This window comes from Leptolyngbya sp. AN10 (assembly GCF_050565645.1).
In the GTDB taxonomy this organism is placed as follows: Bacteria; Cyanobacteriota; Cyanobacteriia; order Leptolyngbyales; family Leptolyngbyaceae; genus Leptolyngbya.
On the sequence record NZ_JBNXVP010000033.1, the window covers coordinates 40,824 to 58,339 of the forward strand.

Annotated in this window: 13 protein-coding genes; 8 read left to right on the forward strand and 5 right to left on the reverse strand. The window is 46.1% G+C overall.

From position 1 onward, the window contains the following. Positions 1-14 precede the first annotated feature (14 nt). Together ACQ4M5_RS31505 and ACQ4M5_RS31510 are read right to left on the reverse strand one after the other, a co-directional pair. The gene (locus ACQ4M5_RS31505) at positions 15-830 is read right to left on the reverse strand and encodes a nucleoside monophosphate kinase (RefSeq protein ID WP_430679765.1); all 816 of its coding nucleotides are present in this window, start codon (positions 828-830) and stop codon (positions 15-17) included. Positions 831-910: 80 nt separating this feature from the next. Next, positions 911-1,354, reverse strand: a complete 444-nt coding sequence (locus tag ACQ4M5_RS31510; RefSeq protein WP_430679766.1) for a hypothetical protein — start codon at positions 1,352-1,354, stop codon at positions 911-913. Between the two features lie 332 nt (positions 1,355-1,686). On the opposite strand from ACQ4M5_RS31510, the gene ACQ4M5_RS31515 reads away from it, so the two are divergent. The 5 genes from ACQ4M5_RS31515 (at position 1,687) to ACQ4M5_RS31535 (ending at position 4,769) form a co-directional block, all read left to right on the forward strand. Beyond that, positions 1,687-1,965, forward strand: a complete 279-nt coding sequence (locus ACQ4M5_RS31515) for a hypothetical protein (RefSeq protein ID WP_430679767.1) — start codon at positions 1,687-1,689, stop codon at positions 1,963-1,965. Positions 1,966-2,030: 65 nt separating this feature from the next. Beyond that, positions 2,031-2,921: a DUF5895 domain-containing protein gene (locus ACQ4M5_RS31520; protein ID WP_430679768.1), complete on the forward strand. Its 891-nt coding sequence runs from the start codon at positions 2,031-2,033 to the stop codon at positions 2,919-2,921. A gap of 74 nt (positions 2,922-2,995) precedes the next feature. Further along, positions 2,996-3,253, forward strand: coding sequence for a hypothetical protein (locus ACQ4M5_RS31525; protein ID WP_430679769.1), 258 nt, complete (start codon positions 2,996-2,998; stop codon positions 3,251-3,253). A gap of 60 nt (positions 3,254-3,313) precedes the next feature. After that, positions 3,314-4,504: a hypothetical protein gene (locus ACQ4M5_RS31530; RefSeq protein ID WP_430679770.1), complete on the forward strand. Its 1,191-nt coding sequence runs from the start codon at positions 3,314-3,316 to the stop codon at positions 4,502-4,504. 13 nt (positions 4,505-4,517) lie between these two features. Further along, the gene (locus tag ACQ4M5_RS31535; protein WP_430679771.1) at positions 4,518-4,769 is read left to right on the forward strand and encodes a hypothetical protein; all 252 of its coding nucleotides are present in this window, start codon (positions 4,518-4,520) and stop codon (positions 4,767-4,769) included. Between the two features lie 211 nt (positions 4,770-4,980). On the opposite strand, the gene ACQ4M5_RS31540 is transcribed toward ACQ4M5_RS31535, so the two are convergent. Together ACQ4M5_RS31540 and ACQ4M5_RS31545 are read right to left on the reverse strand one after the other, a co-directional pair. Then, entirely contained in the window at positions 4,981-5,520 is a 540-nt protein-coding gene (locus tag ACQ4M5_RS31540; protein WP_430679772.1) for a hypothetical protein, read from the reverse strand. 10 nt (positions 5,521-5,530) lie between these two features. Next, positions 5,531-6,679: a hypothetical protein gene (locus tag ACQ4M5_RS31545; protein WP_430679773.1), complete on the reverse strand. Its 1,149-nt coding sequence runs from the start codon at positions 6,677-6,679 to the stop codon at positions 5,531-5,533. A 335-nt stretch (positions 6,680-7,014) separates the two neighbouring features. On the opposite strand from ACQ4M5_RS31545, the gene ACQ4M5_RS31550 reads away from it, so the two are divergent. The 3 genes from ACQ4M5_RS31550 to ACQ4M5_RS31560 are packed head-to-tail and all read left to right on the forward strand — an operon-like array spanning position 7,015 to position 9,811. After that, on the forward strand, positions 7,015-7,518 hold the full coding sequence (locus tag ACQ4M5_RS31550; protein WP_430679774.1) for a plasmid mobilization protein: 504 nt from the start codon (positions 7,015-7,017) through the stop codon (positions 7,516-7,518). Continuing rightward, positions 7,515-9,329, forward strand: a complete 1,815-nt coding sequence (locus tag ACQ4M5_RS31555) for a relaxase/mobilization nuclease domain-containing protein (protein ID WP_430679775.1) — start codon at positions 7,515-7,517, stop codon at positions 9,327-9,329. The genes ACQ4M5_RS31550 and ACQ4M5_RS31555 overlap by 4 nt, the downstream gene beginning before the upstream one ends. Before the next feature lie 41 nt (positions 9,330-9,370). Next, positions 9,371-9,811, forward strand: coding sequence for an SDR family NAD(P)-dependent oxidoreductase (locus ACQ4M5_RS31560; protein ID WP_430679797.1), 441 nt, complete (start codon positions 9,371-9,373; stop codon positions 9,809-9,811). Here ACQ4M5_RS31560 and ACQ4M5_RS31565 read toward each other — a convergent pair. Beyond that, on the reverse strand, positions 9,755-17,506 hold the full coding sequence (locus ACQ4M5_RS31565) for a strawberry notch C-terminal domain-containing protein (protein ID WP_430679776.1): 7,752 nt from the start codon (positions 17,504-17,506) through the stop codon (positions 9,755-9,757). The genes ACQ4M5_RS31560 and ACQ4M5_RS31565 overlap by 57 nt on opposite strands. Positions 17,507-17,516 lie beyond the last annotated feature (10 nt).

Consider the following 17,516-nt stretch of genomic DNA (forward strand, 5'->3'; position numbering starts at 1 on the left):
GCCCAATCAGTCTTTCAAGCTGAAGGAGTAAACGATGGAAGCAAAATATTGGCAATCTGTAAGATGTGTTGATGCACATCCTGAGTTGCAGCATTGCCATCAAGAATGGTTAGACGCTCTTGCTCTCGATAGTACTGAATTAAGGGCGCTAACAGTCTTTTAGATTGTTGAAGCTGTTGTTCAGGCAGACTTTGTACCCCAGGAAAAGTAATATCTTGATCTGAAAGGACTGGTTGCGGCGCATCTAGATAAATCACATGAGGCTGAGAACGACCTAAATGCTCTAGAACTCCATCGAAATACTCTGCTTCTCCAAAGTTTGTTGGATACTCTGTTAAAATCCAGCCTTGATGAGTATCAACCTGTTGAAGACGAGATTTAACCAAGAATAAAGGGGAAGCATAGAACGGTAGTGATCTTTTGCGAAAACGCCTTTTTGAGGCGGAGCGATCGAGAACAAATTGTTCTAATAATTGGTTCATCGAAAGACATGGCATCGCAAGTTTTTGCCCAAGGAGCGATGCTTGTGTGGTTACGCTTGCTTGCTCAACGCCTAAGATAATAAATGATATCTCAGGGATCTCATGAATGTTTGATGCGGGTTCATGATTGAAGCAGTTGTCTAGCAGCATGATTGAATCATCTATTTGTTTCCCATACGATACAAACAAATCGTGTAGATCCGGTGAAGATTTGCGCTTTAGGCAATACAAAGTTTTTTCTGAAGCAATTAGAACAAGCAATAAAATGCTCTGAATCTTGATGTAGCCTGGTTCAGTTAGGTCCTCACGTATTGCGATCGCGTTGATCGCGTTCGCAATCAAATTCATCAACATCTGATTGAATTGTTCTAACTAGCATTCAACCAGCGGCAACTGAGCATACTGTAAGCTTGGCTAATCGATTTGATTCAGTGTGTCATTTCTTGATCTAAATCTCGATGACTCAATTCGCAGCCCAAAAAGGTTTGGGTTGAACCATCTTCAAACTTCACCCTGTATTGAATCGCTACAACTTGTCCGAGTTGTCCAGTTCGAGTCTGAACGACGCAACCTTCTGGAAAAGGAACGACGGTTTCAGAAACAGTATCTTTCTGCTGCTCAGATGGTGTTTCAGAACTAGATGCCAAATTCTGTTGCTGTTTCCGCTTGGCTCTGTATTCCGCCTGTTTTTTGCGTTTGTATTCTCGTCGAGTTTCTGCATTTTCGGATTCAAACTTCTGAGATGCCCGCTTTCGTGCTGCTGAACCTTTTTCGGTTTCAGCATAATTTTTTTGCGATCGACGTTGTGCCGCCTTGCCTTTTTCGGTGGCACGGTAGCGATCGATCGCTTTTTCTGTAGCTTCCTTTGGCATCTCGGAATCGTCCATGCAAACGCCCATATCTCTATTGTCAATGTACTGCGTAATTAGAGAAATCGTTAAAAGACCAGTGAACTGTGCCAGTTTCTTTGATCAAACTGTTGACAATATAGATATAAATATAGACAATATAGATATAAGAAATCGGACACCGGAAGCCAAAAAGTACGGGGAACCTGCTGATACCGCAGAACTGGTGATGAATGCCTCAAGGCTATAACCCAGCCGTTACGAAATTCAATTGTTCAAAATTCTGTAAACCACAAGAGAGCGCCCGGACTCGCAATCACAAGCGCTCTCTTGACCCACAAGGAGTACATGAAATTATGGCATTCATTGATGATTGTTTGGCAGATGAGCGCGACCAACGCGAAGCAAAAACTCGCGATGCGCTCTACGATCGCTATCTTCAAGGCGCGAATGATGCTGCCTTTGCTCAGTTGCCACAGTATCAAGACGGAGTGTATTTAGAGGGCTATCTGACAAAACTGAAGCAGTTGCCCAAAGACGAGGACGGACGCATCAAGCACTACTCCCCAAGTCAACACTTTGCCTTTGGGTATGTTGATACGCCAAATCCAGCGTATTACAACGACGATTTCTAAATCTGGGTTCAGTCAATCAGGGTTGAGGTAAGTCCCTTAACCCTTTCTTTTTGGAGAGTTTGACAATGACATTCGATAACAATGGGCGATTGCTAAAGACAAGTCCGACACTGGAACGACCTGGACAAGAGCTTGCTCAAGAAGCTGCTGATGAGTTTGATGCCCCTGAGTTTGAAGGCGAACATGAGACGTTGCCTTATATGCAAATGCTCAACCACCAAAGCTCTGAGCAATCTGGCTTCTTCCTCACACAAGAGAATGCTGAAGCTGTAAGTTTTGCTGACCCTGCCGGAGAGTGGTTATCGCACACGACTTCATTTGCAAGTGGAACAATAGTTGAAGGATACCGAAGCTTAACTGCTCGGTTCTTGATTCTGCGGAAATCACCTTTGCTGATGTTCGATCGCGAAGAAGAGAATTTTATCAGCGTGTTCAATTCGCAATGCTATAACCGGGATACGATGCTGCTCAAAACTCGCTACCTTGTTTATCTGGTGAATAAGCAGAAACAACCGCTACATCAAACGCCATTGATGTTCACGACAAAAGCAACTTTCTGTGGCTCATTCGGTGATTCTTACCGTAACTTCCGCCGTGAGATGAACCAAGCTTACACGCAAGCGACTGGAGCAAAAAAAGCACGAGGCGAAAGATTTTTTGCACTGTCGGTTTTTGCGGTACAAGTGCAGCCAGAACTTAAAGGGAAAAAACTCAAGTCTTGGGTTTGCTCGATCGCACAGTATGGACAGCCGACCGTGCAGAACTGGAAAAACTTTTTTGTAGGGTATAACACCGAACTGAAAGACAAATTGCTAAGTGAGTTTGAGCAATGGGAAGGCTTTGGTCAGATCCAGGATCAATCGGTAGAGCGATCGCCTGAGTCGCAAGCGGCTGAAACAGTACCTTCATCGGAGTATGACATCGACGAAGACTTTCCATATATGCAGGAGTTCTAGCCTGTTCATCATTTGACGAAGTTTGTTCATCCTCTCAAGTCACAACTTGGGAGGAATTTTTTGGAGATTGAATCATGAGTAATACTTCGGATCATTCTTATACGATTCCGGTTCTTAATTCACAGGCTGCATTGCCGCAGTTTGCTTTTTTCCAAGTTGTGAAAGTGAAGTTAACCGGAGAAGTTGCCACGATCGTTGGTATGAAATACGACTCTAGCAGTGAGCAGTCTGAAAGCCAGAATCAGGAATGGCTCTATCTGTTGAAAGGTTTAACCAAGTTGGGTGCTGTTTGGTGTAAGTTTGATCAGCTTCGTAGTCTCGATCGTCGTTAGTTCTTTTCTTAAAGTAGTTCTTTGAATCAAGCATTCAGGGAATTACTTTCATTATCTATCATGACTCCTAAATTACATTTGCTCAATTGGGGTATGGGTGTTGAAAGCACAGCGATTTTAGTACGCTGGATTCTAGAGCCTGACACTCGCCCTTTTTCATCTTTTGAAGACCTCATTGTGCTGACTGCACAAACCGGAGATGAGGTGTTTGAAACAAAATGGCTTTGTGAAACTTATCTACTTCCTCTGCTCCGACAGCATCACATTCGATTAGTGCAGGTTGCGAAAACTACAGCAAGTAAGCTCGATGGTTATGTGATCTTGAGTGATACGGTTGAGCCTGTCGAGCTGCACACCGAAGGCAATTTCAAGCTTAGTTGGGATTTGATACAATCTGGTACACTTCCACGACTAGGACGACCTCATATCTGCGCTCAGTGGAAGGGCGAAGTTCTCGATGCCTGGATCATTGATCACGTTAGCGAAGCCTTTGATCCGTACTTGGGATATAACGCTGATGAACTTAAACGTGCAGGAAAAGCGGATGGCTATACTTGTCAAGGTCATCAGTTCATTTATCCGCTGATCGAATGGGGCTGGACGCGAGACGATTGCATTGAATATCTATACCGTGTGTTCGGAGTGTTATGGCGTAAAAGTGCCTGTGCATACTGCCCGTTTCAGCAAAAGAATGCAGCGATCGAGCGTTATCATCGCGACCCCGAAGCAGGCGGCTTTGCTCTACTAATGGAATTGAATGCGCTTGCCTTTAATCCGCGAATGCACTTGTTTTCATCGGGTACGGCGTATGACCTCATTGTTGAAAGTGGTAATCAATCTGCGGGAGCTTCGCTGTTGCCGAAGGCATTCGCTGAACTAGAATGCTTGCTCAATCAAACTGAATGGGCGGTTTACCATGTCCAGCGGATTTACAAGCAATTAATCGGGAAGAATGGTAAGCCCTACGTGAATGCCGATCGTAAAGTTGCGATCGTTGCCCAGGGGCAGAAGTCAGAAATGGAAAGCAACTTACAAGCGTTGGCGCAAGAGCAAAACGCAGTAATCGAAGAGTTGTACGGCAAACGCTTTTATGTTCATCGCCGTATCGAGGGGTGCTATCCCGCTATCGAAGAGTTTTATGTTGTCGCTCCCAAGTTGGCAAAAGATAAATGCCGAAATCTCAAAGCTTTTAGTCAACAATGGACAGCATTAATGAACCCAGATAAATCTGTTCAGCTAAGTTTGTTTTAGGTGCAGAGAAATAATGAATCAGAACTCGTCTCAAAGCTCGATCGTTCCTGCGAACGATCGGGAATTTAGTGCCAATGAGCTTGATGAGGTCAATCGACTGCTGAATTACATCAAGCAAACTGCGATCGACTCAGAAAACACTCCGATTCATGATACTGAAATTCTGATCGTTGCGAATTTAGTGATAAAACGAATTGTGTGGAAGCAGGAAAATCTTCAGCAGGTCATTCAAGAAGCATTGGACGACTTGCGGTTCGGTGCGTAATTCGGGATTAGAGCATCGACGTAGCCAAAGAAGTTGAAGTTCAAGGTGTTTTTGTGGGATTGATTCGAGGACTTTTGGAGAGCTAACTTTGCGGATGTTACTTTTATTGAGGCAGGTGTCAAAGCACAAGACGAATCAGAGCCAACCAATGCCCCTAATCACAAGACGGCTCATCAGAACTTGAAGCAATTGTTAAGGCAGGGATCTAGCACTAAAGCTCGGAATCGAATAGATCTTCACTGTCGTACCACTGCTCTTTTGCAGGTTGATTGGACGGTTCATTTGTGGAGGTCAGTTCGGTCCCAGCATTACTTGAGTTCGCGATCGAGGTTTCTGCAATACCCGTAGCAGTTGCTTGCTCTATATTACTCACCTCCACAACGCGATTAGCAGCAAGAAGAGACAGCAATTGTTGGGAGGGATGGGCTGCCATCGCTCCTACTGATCCCTCCGGTGTTGGGTTTTGGTCGATACCGAAAGTCGATTGAAGATACGCAATTTGCTGCCGCAGTTGGTGAATTGCATCTTGAGCAATCCGTTTCATCTGAGCATCAGAGAGCGATAGTTCCCCTTGTTCGCGACGAAGCTGATACGCGATCGGCATCCAATACCCTCGCAGTGCCCACAACAGCATCTCCTTGTGCGAGTACGATTGATGGCGCTCGTTTTTAATGCAATCCAGCAGAATCCCATCGGGACTTTCTGCCGCAACTTGAATTCTGACTCGGTAATCAAACTTTTTGGTGGACATTCAGCAATCCTCATCGTGCAACCGTCATTCCTTCTGTCAGTCTACTGACTTTGCCTCCCAACAGCTTGAATACCCCAAACGCATCCGAAACCCGGCAAGCGAGAACCGGATCGATCGGAGTTGTTAGCGATCGATGAATTTGATCTTGTAGATTCATCGCCCACGACACTTCCAAATCGTATTGTGCGAAAAAGTCTTCTAGCTCATCCTTAAAATACAGTGCTGTGCCTCCAGAAACGATCGCTTCATCGAACTCATAGAGGTCTTGACCCAGAGTTGATTTCATCCAATCTAATAGATCGCGCAGGTATCGATTTCGAGATTGCGCGATCGCGTCCTGAAGCTGTTCGACTTTGCGCTCGATTTCTGCCTCAGTTACGACCATCCGAGCAATGCGATCGAGTAGTTTTGGGTTCTGTTGCGCTTGAAAAATGTATTCGGTCAATCGTCCAGCATCTTTTGCATCGAGATTCAGAGAGGCACGAGCTACGATCGCATCAATTAACTGCTCAAATCCTAATCGAATGCCATGCCCACTTTGAGGTGTACCTTGTTTGAACGGCAGTAGTGACGCATCCCGCTGACCGATCATCGTGACAAGAATATTTTTGTGATTAAACGACTGAGGCGCATCGTTACGACGACTTTGAGCGAGTCCGGCTCCTTCGGGCTTCACTTCTAGCACCAGCGGCGAAACAAAGTAGCGCCGACCTCGAAAATTAAAGCCAGCGAGATTGTGACTGAGAAGATCATGAAAGGCTTTGCGGTCTTGATATTCCTTATACGGCAGGAGAGCCGAAAGCGCGATCGTAAATTGCTCTGGTAAATTTGCCGTTTCTGCGATCGCGCCGATGATTGCGAGAGCTTTGTAAGCAGCAAATTCGTACTTACTCAATCCGGTCGGCACTTTGCCGCGCATTTGCTGTGCTTTCATACCGAGAGCGTAAATCTTGCCGTTGAATAGCTCGATGAAGGCATCATTTTCCGGTCTACCGCCTGAAAGTCCGGTGTCAATCAAATCATCGGAAGCAATTTCTAGAAACTCTGGTCCCATTAATAAAAGCTCAGTGTTGCCTTGTGACCAACGCTTCCAAAACACTTTGCTTTGCGAGGTTCCGGTATCGATCGTCAAAATGATATCTGGCTGTGAGTCAGTCATTGTATTTTCCTTGGGTTAAATCTGCTGCGGTAGATGGCTGATTTAGCTTTCTTTGTTCTTAGATATCTAGACCGAATCGTAGGTAGTCACCGATAGTTTTGAGTTGCGTGGTGACAGTTAGAAGGTCGATTGAAGGTAACAAACGCTGCGTAGAGTGGAGCGATCGCTATCTTTGAACTACCCTACCGCGAATCGAATCTATTTTCAAGACTAAGAAGGTATTTAGTAGGTAAATTAAGGCAAAAAGTAGGCAGATGGAGTTCAAAGATAGGTAACAATCGTAAAAATAGAGCTAAAGAACTGAGTAAGATTGGAAGTCATAACTATTGAACTGGATGAACTCAACAAAACTTCGATTTTGGGTCATCCGAGGTGAAGAGCAAGCAGTGTTTTTGATATCAGAAACGAAGACTTTATCAACGCAAATAAGGGGAACGCGATCGATGCCGAGACAGCGAAAATCGTCAACGGGAGAATTGAGAACGCTGGCAGTTCCGGTGTACATGACTCCAACAGAACGGCAAGACCTTGGAGAGCGAGCAGGCTCACTTAGCCTCAGTGAATATCTATTGATGACGGGATTAGGGCAGCACGTTTCACAACGGCGGCAACGGCTCCCAGTTCCCGAACTCAATCGATTGACCTACTTGGAATTGCAGAAAATTGGTCAAAATCTAAATCAAATTGCCAAAGCTTGTCGTGTTGCTGTTTCTGGTGAGCGAGACTGCAATGTGAACCGCAACGAAATTGAAGCGATCGTTGCTATCATTCGACAGCTTCGGCTCGAAGTGATTGCTGCAACGATCAACCTAGAAATTGAAGGTGATGTTGAGTTGTGATAGGCAAAATTGTTCAAGGCAAAAGTTTTCGCGGACTTTTGAATTACCTACATGGTAAGGAAGAAGCACAATGGATTGGCGGCAATATGGCGGGTGAAACTCCACGCGAATTAGCCGCAGAATTTCGAGTGGCGAGAACATTAAATCGTCGCTTGAAGAAAGCGGTTTGCCACGTCTCGCTGTCTTTACCTAAGCATGAGCGGTTAGACAACGATCAATGGTTAGCGATCGCGGCAGATTATGTTTCGGGAATGGGCTACGAGAACTGTCAATATGTGGTGTATCGCCATCATGATCAAGACCATGACCATGTTCATCTTGCAGTTTGTCGCATTCGGATGACGGATGGCAGAACAGTAAGCGATTCTTGGGAAAAGCGTCGAGCCGAAGCACTGATTCGATCGCTAGAGCAACAATATCAGCTTGAAAGCGTTCAGCCCAGTTGGGAGAAACTTGAAGCGGCTCCGACAACTGGAGAAATGCGGCGATTTGAGCGAACCGGAGAGCTTCCGGTACGAGTTCGGCTGCAAGTTCAAATTGATCAAGCGGCTGAGAAAAGTTTGTCGATCGCGCAATTCATTCATCAGTTAAAGGCTCAAGGCGTTGAAGTTCGACTTCGCATCGAAAATCAACGCATCACAGGAATCAGCTATTGCTTAAATGATGTTGCCTTCAGTGGCAGCAAACTTGGTAGAGCCTACACCTTTCCAGGACTTCAGAAGTACAAAGGATTTCATTATGACTACACCGCAGAATTTGAGAGAACTTGCCAAGCAGCAAACTCAGACGCACCAGAGCCAAGACTTGATGCAGCCGTTGTTACAGAGTTTGAGCGAATCGCTGAAAGCCTTGGAAGTCCGATCGCACAGTCTAGAAACGGAATTGATCGAAACCAAGCAATACCTGAGTTACCTGCAACAGCTTCATCAAGAACTGGTCAACTGCCAACAGCATCTAAATCAGCAGAGTCAGAATCAGCAACAAACGAACACTCACTTAACCCAATTCAATCAGCATCTCTCTCATCAGGCTCAAATCGACAGCAATCAGTTAGAGCAGCTAACCCGCATGAGTCAGGAACTAGCATTACTCAAAAACGAGACGATTGCAGTGGGACAGAATCAGGGAGTGATTCATCGATCGTTCCACGACTTCAACCAATCGTTTCTCCGATTGCAGGAGCGGCTAACCAACCTCGAAGACAAGACGGGGCAGCGATTAGCAGCACTGACACAGCAGACCGAGCAAATTCAGCAGGCAATTCCCAACAAAACAGCTTTTCCTCTGAAGTTATTTCTGAGCGGGGAAGTCGTGACGTATCGCGGGATTTTGGGGACGCTGACTTTCTCCGGAGTGCTAGTAGCAGCGATTGTTTGGATTCTGCTACAGCTTCTACCCCCAGCCAGCCAGAACCGAGTTCATCAACTGGTCAACAGCAACGAGATTCGACTCCAACGCCTCGAACAAGGGCAGGAACAGATTTTGAACAAACTTGGCATTCAGCCACAGAAAAAATAAATGTCAACGAAGATCAGCGACGGTGGCAACGGTATAGCCTGGGTGTTCAAGCCAGCAATACGGTGAAGCTCAATCAAGTAGTGGCAAGACGAGCCTTTGAAGATGGGCAATCTCCGCAGGCGATCGCTCGAATGTTAGCTTACAGTCCGTTCGTGCAAGAGATGGTTGGGAAAGACAAGAGTTCAGAGAAGATTCAAGCTTACATTCGTCAAACAGTTCATGAAACTTGCCAAAGGGAACAGCAGCATCAACGGAAACAGCAGAAACAACGATCTCTCAACCTGGGGATTTGATTGCTTGTGGAGGTCTGAGATAGTTCTAGCTGGTCGTTCATATTGTTAAAAAGGTTTTGTCGCATCACAGACGGCTAGATGTTTTGGTCAACAATTCGGGGATGAGTGTGACGATTCCACACTCGTCTTTGAAGAAAGCCTCGCCGGAGGTCTGGCGAAATCTCTACGAGGTCATTGCACCTTGGACACTGATTGCAGAGGCTGAAAATGCACTACGCCAATCATCCAGTCGTGAATGTCCTAGCTGCATTCTGAACATTAGTTCTCATGCTGGGATTCGCCCCAAAGGAGCCTCAATCCCGTATTCTACAAGTAAAGCCGCCCTAAATCATGTGACAAAGCTGCTTGCACTTTGTAAAGATTTTAGTGCAAAAAGTAAATTGCGCTGCTGTAGCTGCTTGTACGCTCAGGGAGTTGAAAGACATTTATCCTATTTCAACTTCCTGGTAGGACTTTTTTGGCTGTGCTGTTTGTGCGGTTAGCATTTCTGATGTTTGCAAATTTTGACGGGTGGCTGAATGAGTACGGGTTTGCTGCTTGTGAGTTTGAAAATCTTGCTGCATTGCAGTTATCGCTTTATCAGATAAGGGTTCGCCATCGACAAATGCTCTCGCAACTTCGGTAATGCGCTTGAGATAGTTTGAGGCTCGTCCCAACTCCCCAGCGACTCGATGCCACTTCCAGAGCGATCGCAGTGTTTGTTTGTCGCCTCGATCGTACTCTTTAGTTTTTGCCTGATCGGAATGGTGTTCAATCAAAAGTCGATCATTCCAGTCTTTACCCTGCGCTGGTGTCATCCGCGAGATGCCGGGGAGTATTTCTGCAATACGCCACGCCATTTTCTCACCGGGTTTGTCTGCGTCAAATGCGGCAATAACTTGTCCACCTCGATCGAGGATTGCCTGAAGATCTGTTGTTGGAACTGCGCCAGAGCCGTCGGTGGATAGATAGATTGATACAGAAGTTGAGTCCGGCGATTTCTCTTTTTCTAACACAGCTAAAGAAATGGCATCAATGGGTGATTCGGTCAAAATAACTCGATTGACCTCACCATTTGCCGACCTCAACCAGAACCAGCCGTTCTCACGAGAAGAACCAGGCGCTAATCCATGAAAGGCGTGTTCTGAATCGCGTGTACCACGCAGACTTGCACCTGTGACTTCATAGCGTGACCATGCTTGGTCATTGTGTCGATCGTTATATCGCAGAAAAACGGCGTTGCGATGGTCGTCTGCGTAAATTAATCCCGTGTCATGAAAGCGATCAATCCAGGCTGCGGGCAGTCCCCGCGTTTCGACAAGGTACTGTCGCACCGTTGCCCAATGCTCATCGTTGTGCGGCGGTAATTCGAGTGGACGAGGTTCTTTTGGTACTAAGGACGTTTGAGATCGAGCGGAAGCAGGTATCGTTTGTCCTGAAAGCCATTGAACTGCCTCTTTGAACTCGACTTCGCGGACGTGCATGACTAAATCGATCGCACCTCCACCACCTTTATCGGCTAACCAGTCCATGAATTTCCCATCGTTAATGCTGATGATGTGTCCTGCATCTTTCCACTTATTTTTGTCGTATCGGTCTTTTTGAAGACCCAAGCTGGTTGCTACGGCTTCTAGGTCGAGATTTCTTACCTCGTTTGTGAGGGCTGAAATGTCGGTTGAGTTCGATTGAGTAGTATCTAAGTGAGATTGAACTGAGGAATCGGAAGGTGTAGCTTGATCTCTGGCAGCCTGAGTCTCTGACTTGAGTTTTGTCGAAGTCAATGTTTCAGAATTTTGTGAAGCTTTTTCAACATCGCTCTCCCAGGTCGGATCATATCCTTGAACGTCTACCTGATAGTCTCTCTGAGCATCAGAATAATCTCCCAAATCAAAAAGAGTAGTTGGTTCTTCGCTAGTTTTAGATTCTCGCTCTAGATCAGGTATCTGGCTTGTCTCGTTCGACTGTTCGTTCAGAGATGTCTCAGCATGATTCAGTACTGCTTCTGATTGCTGTATTCCTTGATCGACAACAACGCTGTGCCCTTGTGATTCCAAATAAGTTGTGAACCGCTCAATTGCTCCTGACCATGCTGGAATCGCGATCGACGGAATTCGCCCTACGGTTCCGCCTGCGTCTCGGCTTGTCAGTGTTAGATCTAATGCGTTTGCGATCGTCGTTGCGTCATCAAAATAAGCGGTGTAAAAATCGCCAGAAACACAACGCTGAAAGACTAAAGCATCAGGGTGTTGATCTTTAACGCTCAAGTACTCGATCGCAAATGGTGCAAGGTTGGCGTGGTCAGTTTTCTGTACATCACTGGTTGATTCTAAGCTTTGTGAATTTTCTGGTTTTGAATTGGTTTCTGGTGATTGCTGGTAATTATCAATTACGGATTGAATTGCTAAATCTACATTTCTGCGACCGACAACGGGTTCTAGAATTTCAGCTAACCGCTCTCGTAAAATCGCCTCAGAAGTGTAAACATAACAAGCTCTTGCGATCGCATCGACTTCCTCTGGCTCTAGTCGAACCGTGTTGCCATCACCAAATTTAAGCAGCGAGACATCTTGCGTTGGTTCAACTGTGTTATTTGAATCTTCTGGTAATACTTCAACTGCCTCTATCGGTTGAACTGTTTGCATTTGACGGGCTGCTTCTGCAAATCCTTGGTCAGAGATGTTGCGGGAAAACAATTGAGCAAAGCTACGATCGCAGGATCTCAGTTCTCCGCCCCTAAATGGATTTTGTACTGCCACTTCCCGCAGGCTTAAGCGTCCCGTCTGAGCTAAGTCAAAGATCATTTCAGAATCAATGAAGAGATCGCCATAGCTATCTTCTAGCCAATGAATGAAATGTAGGGCTGCGTCATGGCGCTCGATCGTTAATGGAATGTAGGGAGTGTTTTCAATTTGTAGATAAAACTCTGGATCTGCCATCACTGCCTCACTCAGCCCAGCTTGCTCCAGAAATCTTGCAATGTTTTTCTCCGCTCGTCCAGATTGATATTTTGTGGCAGCGACTCGAACCGATGAGGCATTCTCATGTTCGGGCATCGGTTGCGGTTGGCGCGAGAAGTCATCGAGATCTGGCTCAACCAGAATTAGCGGAATTGCTGGATTAGTTGGAGAGTTTGCTGTCTGCTGTTCTAATTTCTCCGGTGAGGCGATCAGATCTCGCCCAGTTTGGTCATGGGCAGGTTGTACAACCGTTAGCTCTGGCAATTCGATGTTCAGTAAATCTCGCGCTTGATCTTTGTAATCGAATGCCGCTAATGTCCATTGCTTCTGCTGAAGAATGACTGAGAGAACTTGGTCAATGCGCTCCTCTGGCACAATCAATTCCATTCGTTCGTGGACTGAGTAAAACTCACTGCCTGCGGCTGCAATAATATCTGAGTCAAGCGAGTACTGGTCTCCGGCTCCGGACTTCAGCGTTTGCAAAACAAATCCAGTTGCACTGCTATTTCCTAATCGCATTGATGCTTGAGTGCGAACTGTAAATAGTTCATCTAACGTTTTGACTGATGCTTGATACTGGGTTGCATCGGTAAGAAACGCTTTTACCTGAGCAGGTTCTCTGAATGCAACAGGTTCTGATCGGAGTGCTTCTTGAATGTCAAATCCCGCAGGCATAATTAGCCCTTGAACCACATCGCTGCGATCGTTGGTGTAGTTCAAAAATCTTCCGTTCGGATACTTCTCGTATGCCCGAATCGGATTACCTGTGAAAATTTGCATCTCGGTGCGCTGATTCTGCTGTTGGCGCAAATCGAAGGCTTCGTAGATATCTTCCCCGTTCCAGTTCGTCGCTTGCTTCATCACTTGCGTCATTGCATCATGCTTGCCGCGATTAAATTTTGAAAGCGGTATGGTTAATTGTTGACAGCGATGATCCACTAGAACTTGAACTTTCCAATTTGTGGGTGCGATCGGGCTTCCTTTTTGTCCTTTCTGACTGATGCGCGAAACAACGCCATAGAAGACATTACCTTCAGGTGATACCACTCTCACAGGTGTTCCTGGTGGTGTTTGTCTCAAAACTTTTGTGAGATGCTTCATCTGATCGTTGAGCTTATCAGTGAAGCGATCTTTTGCCCCTGGAGTGCTTTTCGTTAGCAGCATTTCTCGACGGTACGATCGCGTTTCTTCTCTCAGCTTGGTTAACAATTCTTGCGATCGCTGATTAGCAATTTGAGCAACGGCTTCAAAATCATGGTCAGCGACATTCTCAACCGAGGATAAATCAAGACTCTGCCGGACTGCATCAATTACCTGAAGTTGACTAAACGGCTTAACCGGAACCTTAGCATTAACTACTTCTAAGGCGACTGCGCCTGTAAACTCGCTTTTAACGCTACTGTCGTCGGGGATGACTTCCATTTGTGCGATCGTTTGAGCGTCTAAATCAAGTTGATCCGCTTTCAAAACGCTTTCACCCATTGCTTCTTTTTGGGCGATGAGTTCTCTCGTTTCATTTTCAATTAGGGTGTAAAGTTCTTCCTGTTCTTGAATGGTGAGCAAGGGAAGCCGCCCAGTTACGCGCTTAATCACAGCAATGTCAGATTCATCGCTGCCAACATCTAGCGGGTAACTCAATTTTGCTTGCAGTTCATAATCTTCTTCGAGAAGCTCCCGAACGACTTCTTCACCATAGACGTTCATGAAATCTACGACGTTCGCGACAGACATCTGCGATTCACGCGATGCAGTGACGTTGGCGTTGAGTTCTGCCATCTTCTTAGCCAACAGTGCGCCTAACCGTTTCTCGGCAGGCAAATCACTCATCAACAAATCAAACCGAGGTTTGACAACCTGCCCATAACGATCGATGCGTCCGAATAATTGCATGACGAGATTGATGTCTCGTTCGGCTTGAGCAATAATCAGTCGTCTGGGTCTTTGGTCGGCAAACTTTTCAGAAGCATGAAGGTTGATTCCTGTAGCTCCAGAGCGATTGAGGATAACAACATCTAAATCCCCTCGGTTAAATCGGTTGATAATATCAACTCGTGCCTGGGGACTGGTTTCGCTACTAGAGCGGAGTCCATAGCTCATTTCTCCAGTATGGCTGTATTCAACGATATGGTTGCGTCCAGTGATCTCATCAACTCGATAGCCTTCTTGGGTTAATCGCCAGCGAATGTAATCGATCGAGCTAAGTGGAATGCTCGATAAATCGGTTTCATCGATTAAATCTTGAGCTTCTTCATAAGCAGCGACAGCATCAGGTCCGATTTCTTCATCGGTTAATCGACGACGAGTTTTTTTACCCCAACGATCAGTTTCAATCACATCTCTAGAGCGCTCCAAATATCGCTCTAGTACGTCTCCAAAGGTGATGTTAATTGATTGTCCTGGTTCGATGTTATTTTCTTCGGTGTACCATTCGATGAAGCTGCCCATTGTGTTAGCAACCCCGATTAATGGTTTTTCGCCTCGTTCAATTGTTGCGATCGCTTCTTGTACTGCGACTTCCGCTTTTTGTGCCAGTAAACTTTGATCGATCGCATTGTGCATCAACGACGTGAAGTTAGTAGATCTCGCTCCAGCGGCTCCGGTTGTGCCATCTTCACTTAAAGCTTTCGCCTCAGCTTTCAGACGTTTCTTGAGTTTAGTAATTCCTACTTGTTTGGCATCGTCAAAATCGTTAATTGCTCTCATCACAGCAGAAATGCCTTCTGCAATGTCTCGATCGACTGGAACCACTTTTGCTGTGAATGAAATTCCTTCCATCGAGCGGCTACGCCGGAGCATTTGTCCAGAGGCAACGAATTTTGTCGCAAACATCTGCTGAAGTGGAACACCACCCGCTTTCAGGATTGTTTCTAAGCTGTAAAGATTATTGACAGCATACCGAGCGTCACTACGCCGCGCATACAGATCAACAACACCCGCATTTTTAATCGCAGTTGCGGACATAAATGCGGCTCCAGCACTCTTATCAACCAGTTCTCGGACAAATTCGGCACGACTAGGATAAATGCCACCGTCATCTTGAGATTTGTCGCTTCTGCCTCCAGCTTCATGAGATTCATCAAAGATAAAAACAGCTTGAGGCGCGATCGTGCGAAAGAACTCCCGCCGAAATGGTTCTTTCTGCTGTACAGTTTGAAGCTGCGTGTATGTCGTAAAGATTGCATTGTAGTTGCCGAGTCCCTGCTGCATGATCTGTCGCATTTGCTCGGTTTGAGTGGTAGCATCACCTGTTACTAATTGCCTGCCGTCTTCTAAATCGAGAGTTAATTTGTTATCGGTTGCAAAGACGCGCATTCTGGGCTTACCGATGTCTGCTAAATCTGTCAGCATCGAGGTGTAAAGGTTCGCCTTTTGCGTCACGAACACTGGGATATAACCTTGACGGGCAGCATCGACAATATTTGCTGCACCAAAGCGCCCTTTGCCGTTTCCGGTCTTGTCGCCGTTAAGAAAAATACTGCCACGATCGCGTTGATGAAAAGCAAGCGCGATCGCGTCGATTTGCTCTGCATAAAGATACTGCCACATCTGTTCTGTAGAGTCATAGCCTAACCGTTGGCAGACAAACTCATCAATATTGCCTACAGCTTGTTCAAGATGATCAAGAGCAATTTGAGCAGCGGCTGCCATGTTGGTTGGAATCAGATTGTGTGCTGATTGTCCCTTCGATCGAGAAATGTAAGGGATATCAAAGGGTTGAGTTGCTGTGATCGGTTCAATGGAATTGCTAGAAGACTGTTCTACCATTGCTTGATGTCCATTCGTTTCAATGCTGGAAGTTGTTGCTAAAAATCTGCGTTCATGCCGTAGGTGAGAATCGCTAACCAGTTCTCTAAGGTGATTTTGTTGTGTTCGTTCAGCCACACTTTCTGCGTTTGTGGCTCGATCGTGGGTAGCGTGATCGGGAAGTCTATCGATAGTTTCTGCATCAGGGTTTCGTTGCGATCGATAAATGTCTCCGCCCAGTCGTCCATCCATTCGGGGAGTGAAACGAGTTCCCCAGTATCTAGCTCGGTTAGTCTCGGTGCTTCTTGATATGACAAAAGGTTGTGGAGTGCGATCGTCAGTCTGCGATGAGTTTGTTCCTGTGTTTCTTGAGTTTGTTCCATCCAGCTTTTGATCAGCCACACGATGCGTTCTGGTAGAAGCGCTTTGTATTGCGATCGTGTCATTTGACTCATTTCGGCTGGAAATCTGACGATGAACAATTCCGAGTCGTTCGACTGCGCTGGTTTCCAGATTTGGGGATAGCTGGTGTAATTGTTCATCAGGGATTAACTCCTTAAGTTGAGAGAATGACTTGTAAATGACTGGAACATCAGCAGCAGGCAGAATTCGTTGAGATTGTCCTCTCCCTTCAATCACAATCAGATCAATCGGAAATCCTGCGCCTTGTTTGCGATAGAGCGAACCCCAAATGGAAAGATGCTGTGTGACGTTGTATTGCTCGTAAAGCGAGGCGTAGAAGCTTCGGGATTCAAGCGTGTTGTACCGTTCAGATCTTCTTTCCTCATCGTCTCCGAGCTTGCCACCGAGAATGAGAACAGCCAAACCGTCATCCTTGAGAGATTGCAATGCGAGTAGCGCGATCGCTTGGTCAACCTGCGTCGTTTTTCTGGGACTGCCTAGAATTTGAAATCGTTTCGTCTGACCTTCAACTCTGACCACACCAAACGGCGGATTGCAAATCACCCGATCGTGCAGTTTTCCCGGTTGATACTCGGCTGCATCGTATTCGGTGACGGTAAAGCCTTGCGCCCGTAGATCAGCCGCTCGGTCAAGATTAATTTCATTGACTGTTGCGTTTGTGGGATTCGCTGCAATCAATAACGCCCCATGTCCGGCTGTAGGTTCATATACTGTTGTTTCGGCATTAATTTTCGCGAGTGCAGAAGCAAGAAATGCGATTGGAATCGGGGTGCTGTATGCCTGCTGAAGCACACTTGTAGATGAGCGAACATTCAGAACAGGTTGACGACTGTGTAGATTGACTAAGCGATCGTAAGCTTCGTAAGTTGTTGCTGATGTTTCAACAATTTGCCGAGCTGCTCGAACAAGCCCAGCTTCAACGGATTCATCCACTAATTTTGATAATGCTGTTCCAGGTAAAACAGGCTGGTTCAGAATCAGCGAGGCTTGCTGACGAGCAGCGACGATCGTAGAGAATTCACCTCCTTCGATAAGATGCTTTGCAAAGAAATTGACTAACTGTGGACTGCTCACCGCTTAGAGC

Bases quoted from the DNA above. Each gene is read 5' to 3' on its own strand.
- ACQ4M5_RS31545 (WP_430679773.1), bottom strand. From the start codon at position 6,679: ATGACTGACTCACAGCCAGATATCATTTTGACGATCGATACCGGAACC.
- ACQ4M5_RS31510 (WP_430679766.1), bottom strand. From the start codon at position 1,354: ATGCCAAAGGAAGCTACAGAAAAAGCGATCGATCGCTACCGTGCCACC.
- ACQ4M5_RS31525 (WP_430679769.1), top strand. From the start codon at position 2,996: ATGAGTAATACTTCGGATCATTCTTATACGATTCCGGTTCTTAATTCA.
- ACQ4M5_RS31505 (WP_430679765.1), bottom strand. From the start codon at position 830: ATGAATTTGATTGCGAACGCGATCAACGCGATCGCAATACGTGAGGAC.
- ACQ4M5_RS31535 (WP_430679771.1), top strand. From the start codon at position 4,518: ATGAATCAGAACTCGTCTCAAAGCTCGATCGTTCCTGCGAACGATCGG.
- ACQ4M5_RS31550 (WP_430679774.1), top strand. From the start codon at position 7,015: ATGAACTCAACAAAACTTCGATTTTGGGTCATCCGAGGTGAAGAGCAA.
- ACQ4M5_RS31540 (WP_430679772.1), bottom strand. From the start codon at position 5,520: ATGTCCACCAAAAAGTTTGATTACCGAGTCAGAATTCAAGTTGCGGCA.
- ACQ4M5_RS31520 (WP_430679768.1), top strand. From the start codon at position 2,031: ATGACATTCGATAACAATGGGCGATTGCTAAAGACAAGTCCGACACTG.
- ACQ4M5_RS31530 (WP_430679770.1), top strand. From the start codon at position 3,314: ATGACTCCTAAATTACATTTGCTCAATTGGGGTATGGGTGTTGAAAGC.
- ACQ4M5_RS31515 (WP_430679767.1), top strand. From the start codon at position 1,687: ATGGCATTCATTGATGATTGTTTGGCAGATGAGCGCGACCAACGCGAA.